This window comes from Burkholderia sp. AU6039 (assembly GCF_002223365.1).
Lineage (GTDB): Bacteria > Pseudomonadota > Gammaproteobacteria > Burkholderiales > Burkholderiaceae > Burkholderia.
On the sequence record NZ_NKFK01000005.1, the window covers coordinates 670,544 to 689,950 of the forward strand.

20 protein-coding genes are annotated in these 19,407 nt (G+C 68.6%); 9 read left to right on the forward strand and 11 right to left on the reverse strand.

Annotated features, from left to right (window positions below; genetic code table 11):
* The first annotated feature begins 20 nt into the window (after positions 1 to 20).
* From CFB39_RS20810 to CFB39_RS20830, 5 genes are all read left to right on the forward strand, one after another.
* Complete coding sequence (locus tag CFB39_RS20810; protein WP_144030337.1) at positions 21 to 1,148, forward strand: porin; 1,128 nt, start codon at positions 21 to 23, stop codon at positions 1,146 to 1,148.
* Between the two features lie 39 nt (positions 1,149 to 1,187).
* Positions 1,188 to 1,409, forward strand: coding sequence for a DUF3311 domain-containing protein (locus tag CFB39_RS20815; RefSeq protein WP_089474268.1), 222 nt, complete (start codon positions 1,188 to 1,190; stop codon positions 1,407 to 1,409).
* Complete coding sequence (locus tag CFB39_RS20820) at positions 1,406 to 2,884, forward strand: sodium:solute symporter (protein ID WP_089474269.1); 1,479 nt, start codon at positions 1,406 to 1,408, stop codon at positions 2,882 to 2,884. The genes CFB39_RS20815 and CFB39_RS20820 overlap by 4 nt, the downstream gene beginning before the upstream one ends.
* A gap of 56 nt (positions 2,885 to 2,940) precedes the next feature.
* Positions 2,941 to 4,413, forward strand: coding sequence for an amidohydrolase family protein (locus CFB39_RS20825; protein ID WP_089474270.1), 1,473 nt, complete (start codon positions 2,941 to 2,943; stop codon positions 4,411 to 4,413).
* Between the two features lie 84 nt (positions 4,414 to 4,497).
* Positions 4,498 to 4,962: an Ivy family C-type lysozyme inhibitor gene (locus CFB39_RS20830; RefSeq protein WP_089474271.1), complete on the forward strand. Its 465-nt coding sequence runs from the start codon at positions 4,498 to 4,500 to the stop codon at positions 4,960 to 4,962.
* Between the two features lie 149 nt (positions 4,963 to 5,111).
* On the opposite strand, the gene CFB39_RS20835 is transcribed toward CFB39_RS20830, so the two are convergent.
* Positions 5,112 to 5,633, reverse strand: a complete 522-nt coding sequence (locus CFB39_RS20835) for a GNAT family N-acetyltransferase (RefSeq protein ID WP_089474272.1) — start codon at positions 5,631 to 5,633, stop codon at positions 5,112 to 5,114.
* A 203-nt stretch (positions 5,634 to 5,836) separates the two neighbouring features.
* On the opposite strand from CFB39_RS20835, the gene CFB39_RS20840 reads away from it, so the two are divergent.
* Entirely contained in the window at positions 5,837 to 6,220 is a 384-nt protein-coding gene (locus CFB39_RS20840; protein WP_089428203.1) for a hypothetical protein, read from the forward strand.
* A gap of 54 nt (positions 6,221 to 6,274) precedes the next feature.
* Here the strand turns inward: CFB39_RS20840 and CFB39_RS20845 are convergent, their stop codons facing one another.
* From CFB39_RS20845 to CFB39_RS20860, 4 genes are all read right to left on the reverse strand, one after another.
* Positions 6,275 to 6,763: a RidA family protein gene (locus CFB39_RS20845; RefSeq protein WP_089443157.1), complete on the reverse strand. Its 489-nt coding sequence runs from the start codon at positions 6,761 to 6,763 to the stop codon at positions 6,275 to 6,277.
* 275 nt (positions 6,764 to 7,038) lie between these two features.
* Positions 7,039 to 7,809, reverse strand: a complete 771-nt coding sequence (locus CFB39_RS20850) for an ABC transporter substrate-binding protein (protein ID WP_089443156.1) — start codon at positions 7,807 to 7,809, stop codon at positions 7,039 to 7,041.
* A gap of 142 nt (positions 7,810 to 7,951) precedes the next feature.
* Positions 7,952 to 9,181, reverse strand: a complete 1,230-nt coding sequence (locus tag CFB39_RS20855; RefSeq protein WP_089474273.1) for a cyanate transporter — start codon at positions 9,179 to 9,181, stop codon at positions 7,952 to 7,954.
* Between the two features lie 195 nt (positions 9,182 to 9,376).
* Positions 9,377 to 10,234: a helix-turn-helix transcriptional regulator gene (locus CFB39_RS20860; protein ID WP_089474274.1), complete on the reverse strand. Its 858-nt coding sequence runs from the start codon at positions 10,232 to 10,234 to the stop codon at positions 9,377 to 9,379.
* A 95-nt stretch (positions 10,235 to 10,329) separates the two neighbouring features.
* Between CFB39_RS20860 and CFB39_RS20865 the strand changes: the two genes are divergently transcribed.
* Positions 10,330 to 11,223, forward strand: a complete 894-nt coding sequence (locus tag CFB39_RS20865; protein ID WP_089474275.1) for an SDR family oxidoreductase — start codon at positions 10,330 to 10,332, stop codon at positions 11,221 to 11,223.
* A 60-nt stretch (positions 11,224 to 11,283) separates the two neighbouring features.
* Here CFB39_RS20865 and CFB39_RS20870 read toward each other — a convergent pair whose 3' ends face one another.
* The 5 genes from CFB39_RS20870 to CFB39_RS20890 form a co-directional block, all read right to left on the reverse strand.
* Positions 11,284 to 12,273 (reverse strand): zinc-dependent alcohol dehydrogenase family protein, encoded by a 990-nt coding sequence (locus tag CFB39_RS20870; RefSeq protein WP_089474276.1) that lies wholly within the window; start codon positions 12,271 to 12,273, stop codon positions 11,284 to 11,286.
* A gap of 123 nt (positions 12,274 to 12,396) precedes the next feature.
* Entirely contained in the window at positions 12,397 to 13,299 is a 903-nt protein-coding gene (locus tag CFB39_RS20875; protein ID WP_089474277.1) for a LysR family transcriptional regulator, read from the reverse strand.
* An 86-nt stretch (positions 13,300 to 13,385) separates the two neighbouring features.
* Positions 13,386 to 14,765, reverse strand: coding sequence for an FAD-containing oxidoreductase (locus tag CFB39_RS20880; protein ID WP_089474278.1), 1,380 nt, complete (start codon positions 14,763 to 14,765; stop codon positions 13,386 to 13,388).
* A gap of 208 nt (positions 14,766 to 14,973) precedes the next feature.
* Positions 14,974 to 15,552 (reverse strand): hypothetical protein, encoded by a 579-nt coding sequence (locus CFB39_RS20885; protein WP_089474279.1) that lies wholly within the window; start codon positions 15,550 to 15,552, stop codon positions 14,974 to 14,976.
* 49 nt (positions 15,553 to 15,601) lie between these two features.
* Positions 15,602 to 16,066 (reverse strand): GNAT family N-acetyltransferase, encoded by a 465-nt coding sequence (locus tag CFB39_RS20890; protein WP_089474280.1) that lies wholly within the window; start codon positions 16,064 to 16,066, stop codon positions 15,602 to 15,604.
* A gap of 151 nt (positions 16,067 to 16,217) precedes the next feature.
* On the opposite strand from CFB39_RS20890, the gene CFB39_RS20895 reads away from it, so the two are divergent.
* Complete coding sequence (locus CFB39_RS20895; RefSeq protein WP_089457694.1) at positions 16,218 to 16,856, forward strand: LysE family translocator; 639 nt, start codon at positions 16,218 to 16,220, stop codon at positions 16,854 to 16,856.
* 103 nt (positions 16,857 to 16,959) lie between these two features.
* Here the strand turns inward: CFB39_RS20895 and CFB39_RS20900 are convergent, their stop codons facing one another.
* Positions 16,960 to 18,171, reverse strand: a complete 1,212-nt coding sequence (locus CFB39_RS20900) for a hypothetical protein (RefSeq protein WP_089474281.1) — start codon at positions 18,169 to 18,171, stop codon at positions 16,960 to 16,962.
* Between the two features lie 446 nt (positions 18,172 to 18,617).
* On the opposite strand from CFB39_RS20900, the gene CFB39_RS20905 reads away from it, so the two are divergent.
* Positions 18,618 to 19,400, forward strand: a complete 783-nt coding sequence (locus CFB39_RS20905) for a DUF3348 domain-containing protein (protein ID WP_089474282.1) — start codon at positions 18,618 to 18,620, stop codon at positions 19,398 to 19,400.
* Positions 19,401 to 19,407: the final 7 nt, after the last annotated feature.

A 19,407-nucleotide genomic window follows, 5' to 3' on the forward strand; every position in this document is an offset into this window, starting at 1 on the left:
TTGGAGCGGAGAAGACGGAGATGGTGCGAATGAAGGGTGGGAAGACGGGCGCCGCACGCGTGGGCGCGGCCGTGGCCATGCTGTTTGCCGGCGCCGCGCACGCGCAGTCGACGGTGACGCTGTACGGGATCGTCGACGCGGGCGTGACTTACACGAACAACGCGAAGGGCCACGCATTGTGGCAATTCACCGGCGGCAACGAATCGGGCCCGCGCTGGGGCTTGATCGGCACCGAGGATCTCGGCGGCGGTCTGAAGGCGAACTTCCGTCTCGAGAACGGCTTCAACGTCGCGAACGGCACGCTCGGGCAGGGCGGCCGGATGTTCGGGCGGTCGGCGTGGGTCGGGCTGAGCGGCGCGAACTGGGGCGCGGTGACGCTCGGCCGCCAGTACAACTCGACGCAGGACATCCTCGGCTCGCTGCAGATGAGCAGTTTCCTCGCGCAGTACTCGACGCACCCGTTCGACAACGACGACATCAACAACACGTTCCGCACCAACAACGCGGTGAAGTACGTGTCGCCGACGCTCGCGGGCCTGCAGGCGAATCTCGTGTACGGCTTCTCCAACTCGACCGGCTTCGCGAACGACAACAGCTGGAGCGCGGGCGTCACGTACGTGAACGGGCCGCTCAACGCGGGCGCCGCGTATGCGCGCGTGAACCATCCCGCTGTCAGCACGAGCGGCGCCGTTGCTTCGGACAACTACTATCCGGCGTCGGAATCGGTGTTCGGCGCGAGCCTCGGGAACGCGCTCCGCCAGCAGATCTGGGGCGCGGGCGGCAGCTACGCGATCGGGCCGGCCACGCTCGGCCTGCTGTACACGGGCTCGAACTTCGGGCAGGCGACGGGCGGCGCGCTGCGCTTCAACAACTACGAAGGCAGCCTGCGCTACCTGATCACGCCGGCGCTGATGGCCGCCGCCGGCTACACCTATACGCAGGTCGCGCGCGCCAGCGACAGCGGCCACTACCACCAGGTATCGGCCGGCGTCCAGTACCTGCTGTCCAAGCGCACCGACGTGTACGTGAACGGCTTCTACCAGAAGGCGTCGTCGGGTGTCGGCCGGGCGTGGATCGACGGCACCGACAGCGCGTCGTCGACGACGTCCCAGGTGGCGGTGGTGGTCGGCATCCGCCAGAAGTTCTGATGTTCTGACGCATACGCGCGTCTTCCGGAGGAGGCACTCATGAAACTCAAACTGTTGCTGGCGGCGTTGCCGTTCGTCGGAATGTATGCGGGCGGCTCGCTCGCCGAGGTGCGGCCGCTGCTGTTCGGGCTGCCGTTCCTGCTCGTGTGGAACCTGGCCTGGATGGCGGCCACCGCCGCGATCCTCGCGATCCTGTTTCATCTCGACGAGCGCGACGAGCGCGACGCGGCCCGCGCCGGCCGCTCGGGAGAAGCGCGATGAACGCATCGATCCTCATCATCGCGGCGTTCGCCGTGTTCGCGCTCGCGATCGGCGTGATGGCGCGCCGCGGCCGCAAGCTCACGCTCGAGCAGTGGGCGGTCGGCGGTCGCGGCTTCGGCTCGCTGCTCACGTTCCTGCTGATGGCCGGCGAGGCGTTCTCGACGTTCTCGTTCCTTGGCGCGAGCGGCTGGACCTACAGCAAGGGCGTGCCCGCGTTCTACATCCTGTCGTACGGCTGCCTCGCGTTCGTGATCGGCTACTGGATGCTGCCGGCCGTCTGGCGTTACGCGAAGGCGCGCGGGCTCGTGTCGTTCGCCGACTACTTCGCGGCGAAGTACGACAGCCGCGCGATCGGCGTGCTGGTGTCGGTCGTCGCGGTGTTCGCGATGGTGTCGCTGCTGATGATCCAGTTGCGCGGGCTCGGCGTGATCGTGTCGGAGATGTCGTACGGGCTGATTCCGCAAGCGGCCGCGATCTGGATCGCCGCGACGCTGATGGCCGTGTACATGGTCGTGTCGGGCATCCACGGTTCGGCGAGCATCGCGATCTTCAAGGACGTGCTGATCCTCGCGATCGCGATCTTCCTCGGCCTGTACCTGCCGATGCATTACTACGGCGGCCTCGGCGCGATGTTCGCGAAGCTCGACGCCGCGCATCCCGAACTGCTGCGCATGCCCGAGCACGGCTTCAACCTGAGCTGGTACAACTCGACGATCCTGCTCACGTCGCTCGGCTACTACCTGTATCCGCACGGCTTCACCGCGATCTACGTCGCGAAGGACGAGCGCGCGCTGCGCCGCAACGTGATCCTGATGCCGCTGTACCAGGTGCTGATCGCGTTCCTGTTCCTCGTCGGCTTCGCGGCCGTGATGACCGTGCACGGGCTCGAAGGCGCGCAGGCCGATCTCGCGCTGCTGCGGCTCGTGAAGCAGACGTTCCCGGCGTGGTTCGTCGGCATCGTCGGCGGCACGGGCCTGTTGACCGCGCTGGTGCCGGGTTCGCTGATCATGCTGAACGCGTCGACGACGATCGCGCGCAACATCTACCGCGAAGGTTTCGCGCCGAACGCGACCGACCGCGAGGTGACGCGCGTCGCGCGGATCGCGCTGCCGATCTTCACGCTGGTGGTCGTCTACTTCGTGCTGCGCGGCGGCGCGACGTTCGTCACGCTCGCGATCTTCTCGTCGAGCCTGCTCACGCAGCTCGTGCCGATGCTCGCATCGAGCTTCCTGAAGCGGCCGTTCGGCACGCGCGAAGGTGCATTCGCGGGGATCGCCGCCGGCGCGATCGTGATCGCGATGACGAACTACTATGGCGTGACGCTCGCGTCGCTGTTCCCGCGCGCGTCGAACACGCTGACGTCGATCAACCCCGGGCTCGTCGCGCTTGCGGTGAATGCGGTGGTGTTCGTCGTGATCAGCGCGGGGCAGCGCAGGCTGAAGGCGCGGGTTGCTACGCCGGTCGGTTCCGCGTGATGACGGGGCGACTGGACGGCAATGAAATCAATCGAACGACAACAGGACATTGTGCGATGACGACCGAGGACAACCGAGCGGACAACCGCGAAGCGATCGACACGCTGATCGCGAATGGCTGCGTGATCACGATGGACCCGCGGCGGCGTGTGATCGAGCATGGCGCGGTTGCCGTGAAAGGCGATCGTATCGTCGCCGTGGGCGGCACCGACGAACTGCAGGCCCGCTACTGCGCCGCACGCACGATCGACGCGCGCCGCAAGGCCGTGCTGCCGGGCCTGATCGATGCGCATGCGCATGCGGGCCACGCGATGCTGCGCACGATCGGCGGCGCGGACGGCGACGCATGGTCGGCCGCGGCCGAGACGATCTACACGCGTGCGTCCGACGAGGCGTTCTGGGAAACCGAATCGCACCTTGCCGCGCTCGAACGGCTGAAGGCCGGCGTGACGACGGGCGTGTCGCTGCTCGGCGGCGGCAACTCGATCATGCGCGTCGACGATCCGGTCTATGCACGGCGCCATTGCGATGCGGTCGTGCGCACCGGCACGCGCTCGATCGTCGCGGTCGGCCCGTCGCGGCCACCGGCGCCGCGTGCTTACACGCGCCACACGCCGGACGGCAGCGACACGCGCGACATCGGCTTCGACACGATGTACGCAGTGTGCCAAAGCATCATCGACGAATGCCACGGCGATGCCGACGGCCGGATCCGCATCGCGCTCACGCTGCCCGTGTACGGGCCCGAGCACGACCCCGAACTCGCGCGGCACGAACGCGACTTCCGCGACCAGGCCGCCCGTTACGGCGCGCTGGCGCGCGAGCGCGGGCTGACGTTCACGCAGGACGGCCACCGCGCGGGCACGCTCGCGTTCGCGCATCGCGAGCTCGGCTTGCTCGGCCCGACGTCGTTCATGTCGCACAGCATCGACCTGACCGACGACGACATCGCGGCATGCGTCGAGACGGGCACCGCGATCGTCCACAACCCGAGCGCGATCATGTCGATCATCGGGCGCTGCCCGGTGCCCGAGCTGATCGATGCGGGCGTGACGGTGGCGATCGCGTCGGACGGCGCGGCGCCCGATCGCGGCTACGACATGTTCCGCCACATGTGGCAGTGCATGCATTACCACCGCCGGCATTTCCGCGACCCGGACGTGCTGCCGCACGGCAAGGTGCTGGAGATGGTGACGATCGACGCGGCGAAGGCGCTGTCGGTCGCTCACGAAGTCGGTTCGCTCGAAGCCGGCAAGCTCGCCGACGTCATCCTCATCGACCTGTTCCGGCCGCACATGATGCCGATGAACATGCCGGTGTATCGCGTGACGTGCTTCGCGAACGCGGCCGACGTGTGCATGACGATGGTCGGCGGAAGGGTGCTGATGGAGGATCGGAAGGTGTTGTCGGTGGACGAAGGCGCGGTGCTCGAACGGGTGAACGAAGTCGCGGAACGCACGATCGAGCGCAGCGGGTTGCGTCACCTGCTCGACGAGCCGAAGACATTGTGGAGGCGGAGTCACTATTGACTGACAAAAATTGACACGACGTGACGAACTCTTGTCGGTGTTGCGGCGACTAAGCAATCGCCACATTGACAGGAGTATGGATAAATGAACGTCAGGATTCCCCTCGCCGCTGCCGCGCTGATCCTCGCCCAGGCCGCATGGGCCGCGGGCCCCACGCCGACGAAAACCTGGACGATGAGCGCCATCCCCGGCGATCGCGCGGCGAGCGACGCGTTCGCCGCGATGAAGAAAGGTCACGCGGTGCCGGCATGGGTGACAAAAGGCACCGAATCCCCGGGAACCACCGTCGTGTTCGGCGGGCACGACGTCTATGTGATGACGGCCTGCAAGCCGCACAACTGCGGGTCGGAGCGCATCGCGGTGCTGTACGACCCGCAGAAGAAGGTCATGTACGGGGTGCTGTCCGTCGCAGGCCCGAAGGAGGGCGCCGAGAAGCTGACATGGCTCAATATCGGCGGCGGTAGCGAATCGATCGACGGACGGACGATTCTGTATGCGGCGCTGACGGGCAGCCTCGAGAACCACCCGGACGCGTTCAATTACAAGTGACGCGGGCCGATTGACGGCCGTTCACGCATCAATCGCCGTCGCTGCCCGAACGGGCCGGCCGGCCGAAGTGAAACAGGGGCGCCGCGCGATCATGCGCGACGCCCCTTTTCTTTCGCCGGCGCGGCTTGGCCGGCATGCCGCTGCGAAAGTCAGCGACGGTAGATGAACTCCAGGTCAGTCGCTTCCCCGACCTTGAAATCGTACGTGCCGACCTTGCTGAAACCGGCCTTCTCGTAGAAGGCGATGGCCTTCGCGTTGCCGGACCACACGCCAAGCCACACCGGGCCGGGGCGTTCCGTGGCCAGATAGTCCAGTGCGGAATCGAACAACGCGCGCCCGGCGCCGGTCCCTTGCGTGCCGCGCCGAAGGTAGATCTGATGGATTTCCCCCGCACCGTCGGTAACCTCCGGGTGCGGGAGCTTGCACGGCCCCGCGTGCGCATACCCCACCAGCCGGCCGTCGTCGCTTTCGGCGACCCACGTGCGGCACTGGGGATCGTTGAGCTGGCCCGTGACCGTTTCCACCGAGTAGGCCTGGGTCTCGTACGCAGCCAGATCGTGCGGCGGGTAGTCGATATTGAATCCGTCTTGCAGAAAGGTTTCGCGAAACGTGTCGCGCTTCAGTTCGGCAAGCGGGATGGCATCGGACGGCGTGGCAACGCGGATCAACATGGAGGATGGCCGGGTTCGTGGATCGGGCAGACAGTTTATCCCGGCTGACGCGAGGCTTGCGAGCGCCGGGTCGACCTGCGTGTAAGCCGTATCAAGGGCGTATAAGCCCGGACCTGATCAACCGCAAGGCAATCCTGCCGATGCCGGTGGTTGACGGCCGACGGACATGCTAGGATTTCCGACAAACAACTTCGGAGACTGCCATGCCGTTCATCTGCGAAAACGTTGCATGCCGCGCCGTGCTGGCTCGCGGGCAGGTCAGGCCCCATCAAGAGGACGCGGGGTGGTGCTTCTACTGCCCGGACTGCAACACCCGGAACGAGTTGATGTATGTCGACGTGGCCGGCGGCGCCGTCGAACTGGTTCAGCCGGAGCGAGCCAGCCCGCCGCACAAGGTGGTGGCAACGGCCCGGCCGTTGCAGGACGGCAAATACGCCGCGCAGTTGAGTGTTCAGCGGGCGCTCGCCGTGAAGGGAACGTACGCGGCCGAAGAACACTGGGATGAACTCGGTGTGTTCGGCGACGCGCAGGAAGCCGTCGCGCACGCGAAGTCGTTCGCCACCGATCTGTTGCAGCGAGCGGCGTAGTCGCTCCGTACGACGCTGACGGGTCGTGCCTGTCGCGATCGCTCGCGACAGGCGTCATGGCTTGTCGAGCACGGCGATACAGTCGATTTCGACGAGAAAGTCGGGATTCGGCAATGACGCCACGATGGCGGTACTTCGGGTCGGGAATTTCCCGGCCTGGAAGTATCCCGCGTAAATGCGGTTCATCTCCTTGAAGTCTTCCCGGCGCACCAGCATCACATCCACCTTCACCACGCGGTCCCATCCTGTGCCTGCGGCCTTGAGGATGCCCGTGACGTTCTCCATCGCCTGGGTCATCTGCCTGGTGAAATCGCCGACGGCGAGCTTGCCGTTTCGGTCATAAGCGGGAATCCCCGAAACGAACACAAGATTGCCGGCTTTGATGGCCGGGGCGAGTGGTACGGGGATCACGTACTGATCGGGGGGCTGCACATATTCCAGCGGTGTCCGAGCGGAAGCGGCTTGCTGACCCATCGGTGTCGCGCAGCCGTCCAGAAGGAGGCCGGATCCGACGAGTCCGGCAACAAGGAAGGGCGTTCGCATCGTGTTCTCTCCCGGGATCGGTCCAGTGCGCGATCCGGCAGTGGGCACGCTGCGAGACAGCGGATCGTGATCTCCTCCAGACAGTTTAGGAAATCGAAGTACAAAGGGTTAGGTTTCCCGCGCGGGAGGGTGCCGTACCGGGAGAAGGGGGCGGCCGGTGCTCCGTTTGTCCTACGAAAGGCGGCTGGCGATCGGCATCGACGGGTCGAGGAAATTATGCAGGGGCGTCGTGCATTCGTGTACGACACCCCTTCGCGTTGCCTCGTTCGTTCCCGTCAGTTGTAGATGTCGAACGAAAAATACTTCTTCGCGATCCGCTGGTACGTCCCGTCCTGGATCAGGCTCGCCAGCGCCTGGTTGATCTGCGTGCGCAGCGCGTCGTCATCCTTGCGCACGCCGATCGCCGAACCCACGCCGAGCGTCTTCGGATCATGCAGCGGCGGCCCCGCGAATTCGAAGTTCGCGCCCTTCGCGGTTTTCAGGAAACCGAGGTCGGCCTGCACCGACGATTGCAGCGACGCGTCGAGCCGCCCCGACAGCAGGTCCTGGTAGACGAGATCCTGCGTCTGGTACGTGCGGACGATCACGCCCTTCGGCTCCCAGTACGTGCGTGCATAGGTTTCCTGCGTCGAACCCTGCTCGACGCCGACGCTCTTGCCCTGCAGCGATTCGGGCGTCGGCTGCAGGTTCGAGCCGCGCCGCGCGACGAGCCGGGGCGGCACGTTGTCGATCTTGTCCGTGAATGCGATCTGCGCGAGGCGCTTCTCGGTCACGCTCATCGACGACAGCACGCCGTCGAACTTGCGCGCCTTCAGCGCGGGGATCATCCCGTCGAACGCGTTCTCGACCCACACACAGCGCACCTTCATCCGCTCGCAGATCGCATTGCCGAGATCGATGTCGAAGCCGACGAGCTTGCCGTCGGGCGCGAGCGATTCGAACGGCGCATAGCTGGGGTCGACGCCGAGGCGCAGCACTGCCGGGTCTTTCGCGGCGGCGGCGCCGGCCGTCAGCGCGAGCGCAACGGCCAGGACGAGTTTTTTCATGTCTGTCTCCAATACCGATTGAGTGTGTTTGTTTTGAAGCGAACCAGCGGCCGTCGGGCGTGACTGCCCGCGTCCGGCCATGCGCGGGCGGCGGGACGTTGCGCCGGCAGCGGCCGGCGAACGTCCGGATTCGAAGGGGGCGTTAGCGGGCGGCGCCGGTGACGCGCACCATGCAGTGCCGGTAGCCGGCGGGCGCGAACGCGGCGTTCAGCGCGGCCATCGCGGCGATCACGCCGAGATGCATCCACCACGCGATCGCGAAGCCGCCGCCTGCATCGCGCAGCCAGCCGATCAGCCAGGGGCTGGCCGCGACGGTCAGGAAGCCGATGCCCTGCACGAACGCGGCGAGCGCGCCGGCGAGCCGCGCATCGGGCAGGTGGTCGAGCGTGACGATCAGGCTCATCGAGAAGAAGCCGCCGAGACCGAGGCCGACGCTCGCGACCCAGAGCCACGGCGCGTGCGCGGGCAGCGTCGCGAACCCGATGAAGCCGACTGCCTGCAGCGCGAGCGTGAGCCACAGCACGGCGCGGCGGTCGGGCGAGCGTTTTGCGAGCATCGGCATCGCGAGCGCGCCGATCGCCTGGAACAGTGCCATCCACGCGAGCAGGTTGCCGCTCGCTTGCGGACGCATGCCGATGCCGCGGTAGAACGCGGGCAGCCACGCGACGAGGCTCGCGTAGCCGCTGTTGCTGAGCCCGAAGAACAGCGCGAGCTGCCACGCGCGCGGAATGCGGATGAACGCGGTGAGCGGAGCCGACACGGCCGTCGCGCGCACGGCGTCGCGCGGCGCCTTCGCCCGCCAGAGCGCGAGCGTGACGAGCGCGGGCACGGCCCACACGGCGAGCGCGAGATGCCAGCCGCCATGCGCGGCGAGCCACGGGCTCGCGACCGCGCCGAACGCGCCGCCGCCGACCAGCGCGGCCGAGTAGAGGCCCATCGCGAGCGGCAGCCGGTTGACGAACCAGCGTTTCGCGAGGCCGGGCACGAGCGCCTGGATCACGGCGACGCCGGCGCCCGCGACGATCGCGGTGCCGATCAGGCCCGCGCTGCCGTCGCTCCACAGGCGCGCCGTGCAGCCGGCCGCGATCAGCGCCAGCGCGACGCTCAGCGCGCGCTGCTCGCCCACGCGCCGCGCGAGCCCGACGCCGACTCCGGCGACGACCCCCATCAGCACGAACGGCAGCGTGGTCAGCAGCGCGGCCGCGCGAAAGCCGAGGCCCGTGTCGGCGCGCACGACGTCGAGCACGGGGCCGAACGCGGTCAGGAACGGCCGCAGGTTGAGGCCGGCCAGCACCAGCAGCGCGAGCGCGCCATGGGACACGGAAGCCGCATGCGGGCGGTGGACGGCTTGCGCGGTGCCGGGTTCGGACATCGGGATGCTCCAGGGAGGGGCCGGTGGCCCTGTGATGCGATGCCGAAAGGGTAAGCGCGCGCTACGCCAGGTGAAAATTAAATATTCGACTGGGAATCAGTGCGGAATGCGATGGGGCGGAGCGGGGCGACGGGGCCGGATGGGGCGACCGGCGATACGGCGTGAAAGCTCATTCATCGGATGAAACGCGCGCCGTCATGCGACGGGCATCTGCTCGGCCAGCGCTTGCGCGCGCGCGGCCACCAGCGACCGGACGAGCGCGCGATCGGCCGCCGTTTCCGGCGTAAAGATCACGAGCGTCTGGTCGGGCCGGCCGCTCACCGCGAACGCCGAGTATTCGAGCGCGATGCGCCCGACGACAGGATGGTGGATCTCCTTGGTCCCTTCTTCGTGCGAGCGGACATCGTGGTCGCGCCACAGCGCGTCGAACTCCGCGCTCGCCGCGCGCATCTCGTCGACGAATGCCTGAACGGCCTGCGTCGCACCGCCGCGCGCGACGTCGGCGCGAAACGCGCCCACCGCGAACCGCGCGACGCGTTCCCAGTTCGCCTGCACGCCGCGCACGTGCGGATCGACGAAGATGAGCCGCAGGATGTTGCGCCGTTGCGGCGACAGCGTCGTGTAGTCGGTCAGCGTCGCGGCTGCCGCGTCGTTCCACGCGACGACGTCCCACGTCGCCGAGCGCACGATCGCCGGGCTCGCGTCGAGCGAATCGAGCACGTGCTGCACGCGCGGCGACACATGGTCGGCTGCGTGATAGCGCACTTCCGGCAGGTGGCCGACGCCGATCAGGAACAGGTGCTCGCGCTCGGCGTCGTTCATCAGCAGCGCGCGGGCGAGCCGGTCGAGCACGTCGGCCGACGGCGCCCCGCCGCGCCCCTGTTCGAGCCACGTGTACCACGCGGTGCTCACGTGCGCACGCTCGGCGACTTCCTCGCGCCGCAGGCCCGGCGTGCGGCGGCGCGTGGCCGGCAGGCCGAGCGCGGCCGGGTCGAGTTTCTCGCGGCGGGCCCGAAGGTAGGCGCCGAGCAGGTTGTCGGGGGCGTCAGCCATAGCCTGTTAGTTCGTTTACCGGTAAACCGTCACGACTTCACCGTGCACGGCGATCGACAGATAGTAAGCCTCCCTGCCATCCGGAGGTGTTGAACATGCGTGTCTTTGTTACTGGAGCGTCGGGCTTCGTCGGCGCGGCCGTCGTGGCCGAACTCATTGCTGCCGGGCACTCGGTGCTCGGCCTCGCGCGGTCCGATGCGGCCGCGTCGTCGGTCGCGGCGGCCGGCGCCGATGTCCATCGCGGGTCGCTGGAGGATCTCGACAGCCTCACGCGCGGCGCCGAAGCCGCAGACGCGGTGATCCATACGGGATTCAATCACGACTTCTCGCGCTTCGCGCAGAACTGCGAGCTCGACCGGCGCGCGATCGAGACGATCGGTGCGGCGCTCGCGGGCTCGGCGCGGCCGCTGGTCGTCACGTCGGGCCTCGCGCTCGTCGCACCCGGGCGCGCGGCGACGGAGGACGATCCGCACGTGCCGGTGTCGTCGACCTACCCGCGGGCGTCCGAAGCGACCGCGGTCGCGCTGGAGGCGCGCGGCGTGCATGCATCGGTCGTGCGCCTGCCGCCGTCCGTGCACGGCGACGGCGATCACGCTTTCGTGCCGCGCCTGATCGCGTTCGCGCGGGAGAAGGGCGCGTCGGCCTACATCGGCGAAGGCGACAACCGCTGGCCCGCCGTGCACCGGCTCGACGCGGCGCGCGTCTATCGGCTCGCGATCGAACGCGGCGCACCCGGCGCGCGCTATCACGCGGTCGACGATACCGGCGTGCGGTTCAGGGACATCGCGGAAGTGATCGGCCGGCGGCTGAACGTGCCGGTCGTCGCGAAAACGGCGGCGGAAGCCGGCGAACACTTCGGCTGGTTCGCGATGTTCGCGGGGATGGATGCGCCGGCCACGAGCGAGCGCACGCGTGCATCGCTCGACTGGGCGCCGACGCAGCCGGGGTTGCTGGCCGATATCGACCGGCCGCGGTATTTCGAAAGCTGAACGGGGGGCGGGCGGGTGTGCCGCTGTTGACAGACAAGCGGCCCGCCCGCCTCGCACCGTTCAGACCGTGACGACGATCTTCCCGACCTGCGCACCGGCCTCCATGTAGCGATGCGCTTCCACGATGTCGTCGAATGCGAACGTGCGATCGATCAGCGGCTTCAGCGTGCCGGCCGCGAGCCCGTCCACGATGAAGCGCGTCGCGCGTTCGAGCCTCTGCGCGTCGCCGGTGATCTCGAACAGCTCGTAGCCGCGCAGCGTCAGGTGGCGTGCGAGCAGGTCCATCACCGGAACCGGGATGTCGCGCGTGTCGAGCGCACCGTACTGGAAGAACGTGCCGTTCGTGGCCAGCGCGCGCAGCAGGTTCGCGGCATCAGGGCCGCCGACCGGATCGAACACGAGGCGCGCGCCGGTGCCTCCGGTGAGGTCCGCCACCTGCTGCGGCAGGTCCGCAGGGCTGCCGACGATCACGTGCTTCGCGCCCGCGTCGAGCAGTGCCTGGCGTTTCGATTCGCCGCGCGTCAGCGCGATCGGCACCGCGCCGACGTGGTTCGCGATCTGGATCGCCGCCTGCCCGACGCTGCTCGACGCGGCGCCGATCAGCACCGCGTCGCCGCGCTGCAGCCCGCCCAGTTCGATCAGCGCGCCCCACGCCGTGACGAACATCATCCACGTCGCGGCCGCTTCCTCGAACGACAGGCTCGCCGGATGCCTGACCACCGCATGCGCGGGCACGTTGACGACCTCGCCGTACATCCCGTAGTCGGCGAACGAGAACGACGGCACGACGCTCACCGCATCGCCTTCGGCGAACGCCGTCACGTTGCGGCCGACCGCCGCGACGATCCCCGACGCCTCGTAGCCGAGCGCCGCGGGAAAGCGCGGCATGAACGTGTATTCGCCGCTGCGGTACATGACTTCCGCGCGATTGAGGCCGATCGCCTTCACGCGCAGCTGGATGTCGTCGGGGCCGGGTGCCGGTACGTCGACGGTGTCGATCTGCAGGACCTCGGGGCCGCCGACGCGGTGGAAACGAACGATACGGGACATGGGTGGCTCCTTCAATGAACGGGTGTCGATGAAGAAGCACTGTAGGCGGGTATCCGCGCCGGAGAAACGCGCGGCGGGATCATTGATTGTTATTCGACGAATGACAATCGGCGCACACCTGTTCTACGCCGGATAACGCCGCGCAAACAGCTCGGTCAGCCAGTCGATGAACGCGCGCACCTTGTCGGGCAGATGCGCGCGGTTCGGGTACAGCACCGACACCGGCTTCGGCTCGGCCGGCACGCCGGGCAGCAGCTCGATCAGCTGGCCCGAGTCGATGCTCGGCTGCAGCGCGGGCCGCAACGCATGCACGATGCCGAGGCCGGCCAGCCCGCAGGACAGCAGCGCTTCCGAGTTGTCGGTCAGCAGGCTGCTCGTGAGCTTCACCGCGACGGTTTCGCCGTGCGGGCGGAACGTCCATTCGAGCACCTTGCGATTGCTGCCGGTAAAGAAGTTGACGGCGCGATGCGCACGAAGGTCGTCGAGCGTGCGCGGCAAGCCGTGGCGGGCGATGTAGCCGGGCGACGCGCACGTGACCATCGGCACCGCGCCGACCGTGCGCGCGACCATGCTCGAATCCTTCAGCTTGCCGACCCGCACGACGCAGTCGATGCCTTCTCCGATCAGGTCGGCCGGCTGGTCGCTCGCGCCGAGCACGAGCTCGATCTGCGGATAGCGTTGCTGGAAATCGGGCAACGCCGGAATCACGACCGTCTTCGCCAGCGCGAGCGCGATGTCGATGCGCAACCGGCCTTTCGGGATCGCGCGCTGCTTCGGGAACGACGCGAACGCGTCGTCGATGCTGCCGAGCAACTGCACGCAGCGCGCATGGAATGCCTCGCCTTCGGCGGTCACGCTGACGCGGCGCGTGCTGCGGTTCAGCAGCCGGACGCCGAGTTCCTGCTCGAGCTGCTGCACGGCTTTCGTCACGGCCGGCCGATGCAGTTGCAGCGCGTCGGCGGCCTGCGTGAAGTTGCCGCGTTCGACGATCTGTACGTAGATCTGCATCGCTTGCAGGCGGTCCATGGCGCTCCCGGATGTCGTGGCGAGCGGCCATCTTCGCATACCGCTCGCCCCCCGTGCGACGCCGATGCGCAGCCGCCCGCCGCTCGTCATTCGACCGGATGCAGATCCTGCAGCAGCGTCGGCACGAGCTCCGACACGGTCGGGTGGATATGCATCGCACGGCTGATCGTCGTGTACGGCGCGCCGGCGGCCATCACGTCGAGCATCCCGTGCACGACTTCGTCGCCCGTCACGCCGAGGATCGACGCGCCGAGGATCGCGTGGCTGTCCGCGTCGACGATCACCTTCATGAAACCCAGGCTCTCGCCTTTTTCCACCGCGCGGCCGACGCGCGTCATCGGGCGCGTGCCGACGAGCAGCCGGCGGCCGGTCTGCTTCGCTTGCGCGAGCGTCATGCCGACGCGGCCGAGCGGCGGATCGACGTACAGCGCGTATGCCGCGATGCGATCGGACACCTTGCGCGGATCGTTGTCGAGCAGGTTGGCCGCGACGATCTCGTAGTCGTTGTATGCGGTGTGCGTGAACGCGCCGCGCCCGTTGCAGTCGCCGAGCGCCCAGATGCCGGGCACGTTCGTGCGCAATTGTTCGTCGACCTCGATGTAGCCGCGCGCGTCGGTCGAGACGCCCGCGCGGTCGAGCCCGAGATCGTCGGTGTTCGGCACGCGTCCGACCGCGAGCAGCAGGTGCGAGCCCGCGACCTCGCGGCCGCCGCCCGCGCAGTCGAGGCCGACCGCGATGCCGCTGCCGTCGCGCCGCGCGCTCAGGCAGGTCGCGTCGAGCTGCACGTCGATCCCTTCGTTTTCGAGAATCTCGCGCACTGCCTGCGACACGTCCTCGTCCTCGCGCCGGATCAGGCGCGAACCCTGCTCGACGATCGTGACCTTCGAGCCGAAGCGGCGATACATCTGGCCGAACTCGAGCCCGATGTAGCTGCCGCCGACGATCACGAGATGCTCGGGCAGGAAGTCGACGTCCATCATCGTCGAGTTGGTCAGGTAGGGCACCGTGTCGAGGCCCGGCATGGCCGGCACCTGCGCGCGCCCGCCGACGTTGATGAAGATGCGTTCCGCCTCGAGCACGTCGTCGCCCACGCGCACCGTGTTGGCCTGCTCGAAGCGGGCGTGACCCTGAAACACGGTCGTGTTCGCGAGGCCGCGCACCCATTGCTCGACGCCGTGGTTCGAGCGGCCGGAGATCTGGTCCTTGCGCGCCTTCACGGCTTTCATGTCGACGGTGACGGGGCCGCCGACCGACACGCCGTATTCGCCGGCGCGGCGCGCGAGCTGCGCGGCGTAGGCGCTTGCGATCAGCGTCTTGGTCGGGATGCAGCCGGTGTTCACGCAGGTGCCGCCGAAGCGGCCGCGCTCGATGATCGCGACCTTCATCCCGGCGCCGGACAGCCGCGCGGCGAGTGGCGGCCCGGCCTGACCGGTGCCGATGACGATCGCGTCGAAGTGTTGCGTCATGTCGTCCTCCAGTGCGGGTGCAGCGAGGGAACGCGTGCGGGCGAGCCGCGTGCGAGGCCGGCGCACGGTCGCGCGACGGCAAGCGTTCATGGTAGTCCTGTTGGCGTGTGCTCGCGAGCGCGGGAGAGGCTGGGCGTGACGGTATCCGGCCGTGCCCGTGCCGGCCGGGGTGCGATGCAACCGGTCGCGGCGCGTGGCACCGGGCGCGTCAGTCCTTGCGTTTCCACTGACCGAACGACACCGGCCGGTGCGCGTCGGCGCGCGTGACGGTGACGTGGTCGGGCTGGTCGTCGAGCGGAAACGATTCGGTGACGATCTGGTTCGAGAACAGCCACCCGTGCGTGCGCGGGTCGTAGCGGAACGTCACGTAGTCGCTCCAGTGCTGCCCGCACGCGACGAAGTTCTGCACGGTGAAATAGTGGCCCTTGATCGCGAAGCCATTGTCGGCGGCATCGTCAGGATCGAACGGGTCGCACTGGCCGCCTTCGTTCGCGCGCAGCACGACCTGGTCGTTGCTCGCGACGAGCCGGAATGCATGATCCGGTTGTTCCTCGAAGATCAGCAGCGGACGCGGCGACGGCTGCTCGCGCGTATCGACCGCCCGATGCACGACGACGAGCAAGCTGTGCCGCCCGTTGTCGAGATCCGGCCCGGCATGCGCGAGCAGCGGCTGGTAGCCGGGCGGCAACTGCGCGGCGACCGATTTCGGCAGGTCGCCAGCGCGGGCGTTCAGCGAAAGCGCGGCGAGCAGCGGGAGGAGCAGGATGGACGGGCGGAAAGCGCGCATGACGGGGTGTCCGGTCGAAAGGTGGAAAGCGGTGCCGACGGCGTGGCGATTACACATCCCGCCCGAGAAACTCGGTGCCCGGCACCGGGTTGAACGCGACGGGCGGCGCGGGTGTGAAGCCGAGCGACGCATACAGTTTCCTGGCGGCGACGAATTCGGGCAGCACGTCGAGGCACATGCGCGCATAGCCGGCCGCCTTCGCGTCGTGCAGCAGCCGTTCGACGAGCCGGCGGCCGACGTTCAGCCCGCGCGCGTCGAGGCGTACATAGACGCGCTTCATCTCGCACGTCGTCGCGTCGATCTCGCGAAACGCCGCACAGCCCACCGCGCGCTCGCCTTGCCACGCGAGCAGCAGCTGCCCGCGCGGCGCCGCGTACTTGCCGGGCAGCGCGGCGATCTCGGGCTCGTAGTCCTGGAATTCGAGGCTGACGGTCGGGCTCGCGATGTACTCGCGGAAGATCGCCTCGACGGCACGGGCGTCATCGGGATAGCGGGCGGCGCGAATCTCGATCATGGGGGGCGGCGCGAATGACGGGAAAGAGGGCCAGCATAGCAGCGCAAAGCCGCTTTCGGCCATGGGCGAAGCGTGCCAGAATCAGCGGCTCGACCATCGGAAACGACACGCAGGCGCTGGCGATTCGGCGTCGCTCACCAAGGAGACTTCGATGACTGCATCGGCTGCCGTACTCGCCATCCTGGCCGCGCTGTTTCTCGGCGCGATGATTCCGGGCCCGAGCTTCGTGCTGGTTGCCCGCAATTCGATCGGGCTGTCGCGCCGCGACGGGCTGGCCACCGCGCTCGGCATGGGCATCGGCGGCATCGTGTTCGGCGGCGTCGCGCTGGCCGGGCTCTATACGCTGCTGCAGGCCGTCGAATGGCTGTACGTGGGCCTCAAGGTGGCGGGCGGCGCGTACCTGATCTACATGGCGTCGAAGATCTGGCGCGGCGCCGACCGGCCGATCGCGATGGACGATCCGCAGGCGCTGGCCGGCGGCAGCGCGCGCAAGTCGTTCTGGACGGGCCTCACGACCCAGCTCAGCAACCCGAAGACGGCGATCTGGTACGGCAGCATCTTCGCGGCGCTGCTCCCGCAGCATCCGCCGCTGTGGTGCTATCTGGCGCTGCCGCCGCTCGTGTTCGGCGTCGAATTCGGCTGGTACACGATCGTCGCGCTGTGCTTCTCCACACGCCGGCCGCGCGAGCTCTACCTGCGCGCGAAGAAGTGGGTCGACCGCATCGCCGCCGGCGCGATCACGCTGCTCGGGCTGCGACTGATCCTGAATGCGCCGAAAGCGGGCATCTGAGCGCATCTAACCGCTTCCATTCCCGATCTGCATCGCACGGCGGCCGGCCATTCCCGTGGCGGGCTGCCGGCGCGCACCGTGCGAACGCGCATCGGCGTCAGCATCAGGCTTCGCTGAACCGCGCCAACAGCGCCGCGAACCGCGTGTCGTCCGGAAATGCCTTCACTTCATACCGCACCGGGCGATGCCCGGTGGCCGTCATCAGGTCGCCGCACGTGTGCAGCAGCTCGGCCATCGGCACGTAGGCGGATTGCCCCGTCGAGCCGCGATGGAGCGCGACGATATCCGTCTCCGGCAGCAGGGAACGCACGCCGTCGCTCCATACGCTGACGCTGAACAGGCTGCCGTCCTGGCGTTTGTACACCGAGTAGGTCGCCACGAAGAGGTCGGTGCCGTCGCGCTCATGCACGTCGTTGAGCAGCATCCGCTGATCCTGGTAGTCGCCCGCTAGCTCGCCGATGCGCAGCGCATGCAGCTTCGCTTCGAGCCCTGCCGGCACGAAGCGCCGCCAGGCGGCGCCGTCCCAGCGCAGCATCAGCAGCGGCAGCGGGCGCGGCTGCGCCTGCGCCTGTTCGGCGAGGTCGACCATGGCGGCGAGCCCGGCCGGGTTGCGGTCGCCGGTGAGCAGCAGCACCGCGCGGTTGGGCGCCATCACGACCGGCGCGCCGGCGATCGGCTGCCGGTGGAGCAGGTCGGTCAGCAGCAGCCGCGCCGCGTCGTACGAGTCGTCGAATTGCGACAGGAATACCCCGTTCGGCAGCGCGGCCCACGGCGTCGACGATGCGGCCCGCAGGTTGTCGATCGCGATGTCGCAGGCTTCGTCGAACGAGACGCCCCATCGGTCGAGCGTCGCGGTCGGCAGGCGCGCGATGTTGAGCTCGCCGTCGTATGCGATGCCGATCTCGATGTTCTCGCACAGCGGCCGGAACGCCAGCTCCGTGATGCCGAACTGCCCGGCCGTTTGCAGCGCCGTCACGCAGCGCTCGGTCGCGCTGCGGATCACGGGGCGCAGCTTCGCGCGCGCGGCGGCGAAATCCGTCGGGATCTCGTGCTGCATCATCGCGTTCGCCTGGCGCTTCAGCACGGTGTCCCGCTCGGACGGCTTCGCGGCCGCGTAGTCGTGGAACAGGTTGTGCAGGTTGATGATGTTCGACGGCACATCCGACTGGACGAGGCAGCCCTTCTCGTCCTCGTGGCGCCAGGTGCGTGTGTCGCCCGATGCGCGCAGCGTGGCGATCAGGCGTTCGGCGAAGGCCTGCGGGGTCGGCGGTTTGCCGAAACGGTCGCGCAGGCGCGAGACGAGATTGGCAAGCATCGTGTGCGGTCGGGCCGGGCCCGTCTGTTGTCGTCGTGGGTCGGTGGCGCCCGGTCTCGGCGGCGCCGCCCGCGGCCGGCTCGCATGGCTCGACGGGTGCTTTGATGGTAGTGCAACGCGGCCGGTATCGTCGGACGATATTTGCGGTCGGCGGTCGGCGGTCGGCGGTCGGCGGTCGGCGGTCGGCGATCCGCGGGCGACGGGTGACGGGTGACGGGCGAGGTCAAGGGCGAGGTCAAGGGCAAGGGCAAGGGCAAGGGCAAGGGCAAGGGCAAGGGCAAGGGCGCGTCGGAACCGTCGCCGCCGAAGCCCCGGTCGCCCGCCGAGCCTTGCGCGGCGGGCGTTCGCGTGTGTCGCCCGCCGCGCCGATCGGCGCCGCTTCCCCGATTCTGGCGGCCGACCGCCCGGCGACGTGTAAACTGCTGCCTTTTTTGACGGTTTGCAGCATGGTGCAAGCACCTCCGCGCCCGGCGCTGAGCGGCCCGGCGCTCGTCCGGCTGCTCGCGCGCGTGGCCGACGCCGACGTCGCGGAATCCCGGCAGACGCTGTCCGACCGGCTGAGCCAGTGGCTCGGCTGGACCGACGCGATCACGCTGTCGTCCGCGCTGAACGCGAGCCCGCCCGGTGTCGCCGCCGGCGTGCGCGGCTACGACGCGGAGCGCGACTGCGCGCGCGTGCGCCACGAGCTCGCGCAGGCGATCACGGCCACCAACCGGCCGCGCGCGCGGCGCCGGCCCGGCGATCCGCCGCCGCCGGCCGCCGACACGGCCGATTTCGCGGATTTCCGCCAGCGTTATCTGTCCCTGCAGCAGGACATGGAAACGGCGATCGGCCAGTTGCGCGGCCGCCTGCGGGTCGCGGTCGCCGCGCGCTCGTCCGGCATGGCGCGGCTCGCGACGCTCGACGCGATCATGGAGCGCGTGCTCGGCGCGCGCGAGCGCAGCCTGCTGTCGGCCATCCCCGCGCTGCTCGGCACCCGTTTCGGGCGGCTGCGCGACGCGGAGCGGCAGGCGCTGGCCGACGCCGAATCCGCGGCCGCAGCCGCAGCCGCCACGGCAAATCCAGCCGATGACGGTGCGGTGGTGGCCGACGCCACGGCCGTCGCGGCAATCGTGCCCGGCGCATGGCTCGATACGTTTCGCGACGAGATGCAAAGCATCCTGCTTGCCGAACTCGAAGTCCGGTTTCAAACGGTAGACGGGCTGCTCGCGGCCCTTCGCACCAGCTAATCAACAC

Bases quoted from the DNA above. Each gene is read 5' to 3' on its own strand.
- CFB39_RS20845 (WP_089443157.1), bottom strand. From the start codon at position 6,763: ATGCGAACGCCCTTCCTTGTTGCCGGACTCGTCGGATCCGGCCTCCTT.
- CFB39_RS20875 (WP_089474277.1), bottom strand. From the start codon at position 13,299: ATGGACCGCCTGCAAGCGATGCAGATCTACGTACAGATCGTCGAACGC.
- CFB39_RS20890 (WP_089474280.1), bottom strand. From the start codon at position 16,066: ATGATCGAGATTCGCGCCGCCCGCTATCCCGATGACGCCCGTGCCGTC.
- CFB39_RS20855 (WP_089474273.1), bottom strand. From the start codon at position 9,181: ATGTCCGAACCCGGCACCGCGCAAGCCGTCCACCGCCCGCATGCGGCT.
- CFB39_RS20810 (WP_144030337.1), top strand. From the start codon at position 21: ATGGTGCGAATGAAGGGTGGGAAGACGGGCGCCGCACGCGTGGGCGCG.
- CFB39_RS20905 (WP_089474282.1), top strand. From the start codon at position 18,618: ATGGTGCAAGCACCTCCGCGCCCGGCGCTGAGCGGCCCGGCGCTCGTC.
- CFB39_RS20820 (WP_089474269.1), top strand. From the start codon at position 1,406: ATGAACGCATCGATCCTCATCATCGCGGCGTTCGCCGTGTTCGCGCTC.
- CFB39_RS20840 (WP_089428203.1), top strand. From the start codon at position 5,837: ATGCCGTTCATCTGCGAAAACGTTGCATGCCGCGCCGTGCTGGCTCGC.
- CFB39_RS20865 (WP_089474275.1), top strand. From the start codon at position 10,330: ATGCGTGTCTTTGTTACTGGAGCGTCGGGCTTCGTCGGCGCGGCCGTC.
- CFB39_RS20880 (WP_089474278.1), bottom strand. From the start codon at position 14,765: ATGACGCAACACTTCGACGCGATCGTCATCGGCACCGGTCAGGCCGGG.
- CFB39_RS20900 (WP_089474281.1), bottom strand. From the start codon at position 18,171: ATGCTTGCCAATCTCGTCTCGCGCCTGCGCGACCGTTTCGGCAAACCG.
- CFB39_RS20830 (WP_089474271.1), top strand. From the start codon at position 4,498: ATGAACGTCAGGATTCCCCTCGCCGCTGCCGCGCTGATCCTCGCCCAG.
- CFB39_RS20885 (WP_089474279.1), bottom strand. From the start codon at position 15,552: ATGCGCGCTTTCCGCCCGTCCATCCTGCTCCTCCCGCTGCTCGCCGCG.
- CFB39_RS20860 (WP_089474274.1), bottom strand. From the start codon at position 10,234: ATGGCTGACGCCCCCGACAACCTGCTCGGCGCCTACCTTCGGGCCCGC.
- CFB39_RS20825 (WP_089474270.1), top strand. From the start codon at position 2,941: ATGACGACCGAGGACAACCGAGCGGACAACCGCGAAGCGATCGACACG.
- CFB39_RS20850 (WP_089443156.1), bottom strand. From the start codon at position 7,809: ATGAAAAAACTCGTCCTGGCCGTTGCGCTCGCGCTGACGGCCGGCGCC.
- CFB39_RS20895 (WP_089457694.1), top strand. From the start codon at position 16,218: ATGACTGCATCGGCTGCCGTACTCGCCATCCTGGCCGCGCTGTTTCTC.
- CFB39_RS20815 (WP_089474268.1), top strand. From the start codon at position 1,188: ATGAAACTCAAACTGTTGCTGGCGGCGTTGCCGTTCGTCGGAATGTAT.
- CFB39_RS20835 (WP_089474272.1), bottom strand. From the start codon at position 5,633: ATGTTGATCCGCGTTGCCACGCCGTCCGATGCCATCCCGCTTGCCGAA.
- CFB39_RS20870 (WP_089474276.1), bottom strand. From the start codon at position 12,273: ATGTCCCGTATCGTTCGTTTCCACCGCGTCGGCGGCCCCGAGGTCCTG.